Here is a 2468-nt window from a genome sequence, read left to right as displayed (position 1 = left end):
CGTGTAGCTGCCATTCCAGCTTGAACCGCTGACGCCCGATGTCGACGTCCGCGTCGTTTCCGAATGCTGAGACGTATCATGCTTGGACGACTGCGACCAGGAATAGCTGCTCGATTCGGTCGATCCATTCCCCGTCCCGATGTTTCCCGAGTTGGTCCAAAGCTGCGCCGTGTAACTCTGATCCGACCAATTATGAGAACTCGATGAGATCGTCGATTTCTCGGTGCTGGTCGATTGGCCATTGCTCCAGTGGAATGACGACTAACTGTGGGAGTCAGAGGTGCTTTGGGTGTCGCTGCACGACGACTACGCAAGATCCAATCTAGCCAACCCGGCCGAGTGAGGACTTCGCGAAAAGTAGAATGTCCCCTTTGTTGTTCCCCTCGGTAAAAGATAATGTCCGAGGGAAGAGATACCGCGCCAGCCTCTCAACGGATGTCCTCGAGAGCATCTTGGCCTGTTTTGCAGGGAAATAAGATGCGATTGCCGTGGGGAATACGGCGGCAAGTTGGCAGGAACTTTGCGGGCAGTGTTTTTTCCGCTGGGCAGGGCTAATGTGGGCTTCGCTAGTTTGCTCGCGGTGCGATGACGGAAAAAAAGAAAAGGTCAAGAATCGCGGAAGGGATGTGGTCGCCAAAGCTGAACAAGAAGGGATGGCGGTGGGCTTTTTTGTTGAAGCCATCGCTGAACCATGGGCATGTCTGACGCGAAAGCGACGGCTGTTGCATTTCCAAGAATCATACAACTATTTGCGCTTTCCCTGACAGACAAGGTGGTCGGCACCTGTCCCGTGATGGCCATCCCACTGTTTCTTTTCTAGTGCTAAGGGGTCGAAGACGCTCAAGCACGGGCGAACGCCAAGAATCGCCAGCGGAGGGACGATTACATAGTGACGAAATAGCGTTCAAATCCGTCTCCTAATTGTTCCGAATCACCGTACGTTGCTCCTTCCGGTAGTGTCGACGTGACAGATGATTGGAGCCAAACCTCCCTTAACCCCAATTCATAGCGATGATTCAAACGCAGGTCAAACATCCGTTTACCGTCAATGTCTATGAAACGATCCTCAAAGTGATCCGGTGCATCATCAACGATGACAACGTATCCTGCATTGCAATCTTTAGCGAATGAGCGAAGTACCCTCCAGAAATCACGCTGTATCATCAGCGGTGACTCCTTAAATAATCGTCGTGACCAACCGAGTGATATATGCGGATTCGGAGCATCCAGAAGAAACTCCGCAGAGATCACCAAATCGGGATGTCGCAATTGAATCGAGAAGGACTTTCCGATCTCCAAATGCCTGATAAGATCGCGCTCGAACGGCTCTCTCAACGCAATTTCATCACCAACATCCAGAACGTGACCTTGATCGTCGACCGGAACACACATTCGAATCGAGCCGTCAAAATCGGCACCAAATTCAGTGAGGCGCTTCACGGCGTTGGCAGGACGAAGCTGACTCGGTAATTGCGGAAACAGGAATGCGTATTGCCAAGATGACATATGGTTACTCGTGAGGGATGAATCGAACTCGGTTTCCCCATTTTTTCGCAAGACTTTCCTGAAGGAATTTGAACGTTCCGGGAGATGTGTCGGGGCCGTAGATTACATCGAGCCGCTTGCCTCTTTGCTTCGCAATTTCGGCGAGCCGGTGCAATTGATTAACCTTTCCACGAAGACTGAGTCCCACCTCTGCAATTGCTTCGGCAGTTTCAAAGTCAATTTCCCCGATGACCTTTCCTGCTGAATTTCGGAGAATCTCGTTTTGCCGGATGATTTCCTTGCTAAACGTATTCTTTACACGTTCTTCAAATAGGTCGCCAGCACTTTTTACAACTGGATTTGGAGCATCAAAGTTGCCAGGATTGACGGAGCAAGGAGTGCTGTTGTGTACGAGGATTCCGGCCTGGGTGACTTCATAGACATGTTCGCCACGTACTTCAATATTGTAAAGTGATACCGATTCGTTTCGGACCTCCACGGACGTGACGGCAATCCAGCCTTCGCGGCCCAAGACAACGTCTTCGGCCGCCCATTCTCCCATGGGAACCCAATCTTGAATGGCGGGCGACCAGATGGGATGCGACTTCGAGCCTTCCAGGGTGTCACCCGTTTCGAATGTCATCCGCACCGTTTCGTCAGCCCTTCGGGTGACGAAACGGCCTGTCACGACCTCCCCGTCGCCCGTGCTGAGCGGAGGGCACAGGCTGATTGCCGTGATTTCCGCAATTCCATTCAACTCCAGTTCGGTTGAGAAGACTTTGAAGATGCTGCCGATTTCCAGGTGGCTCGATGCGACCCAATCCCGAGGCCGGAGCAACTCGGCGTCTACGATTCCGCCATCCGTCTTCCGCCACTCCATCGTCAACAGGACCCAACTCGATTCGTCAGGTTCCGGCCATTCAAAATCATATTCTTCAGGACGTGGATTCTTCGTTGGAATCCGAGCCCCCAAAGAGACCGTC

Annotated in this window: 1 protein-coding gene and 1 pseudogene; both read right to left on the bottom strand. The window is 52.2% G+C overall.

Annotated elements, in window-relative coordinates:
- Window positions 1–882: 882 nt before the first annotated feature.
- Window positions 883–1506, bottom strand: coding sequence for a hypothetical protein (locus tag OSO_RS50615; protein WP_157605042.1), 624 nt, complete (start codon window positions 1504–1506; stop codon window positions 883–885).
- Between the two features lie 4 nt (window positions 1507–1510).
- Window positions 1511–2468: pseudogene (locus OSO_RS0105070) on the bottom strand (hypothetical protein); the annotation flags it as partial.

The sequence above is a fragment of the Schlesneria paludicola DSM 18645 genome (assembly GCF_000255655.1).
GTDB classification, from domain to species: domain Bacteria; phylum Planctomycetota; class Planctomycetia; order Planctomycetales; family Planctomycetaceae; genus Schlesneria; species Schlesneria paludicola.
The sequence above is the reverse complement of the archived record's forward strand: the minus strand, read 5'-3'. Positions and strand labels throughout refer to the sequence as shown.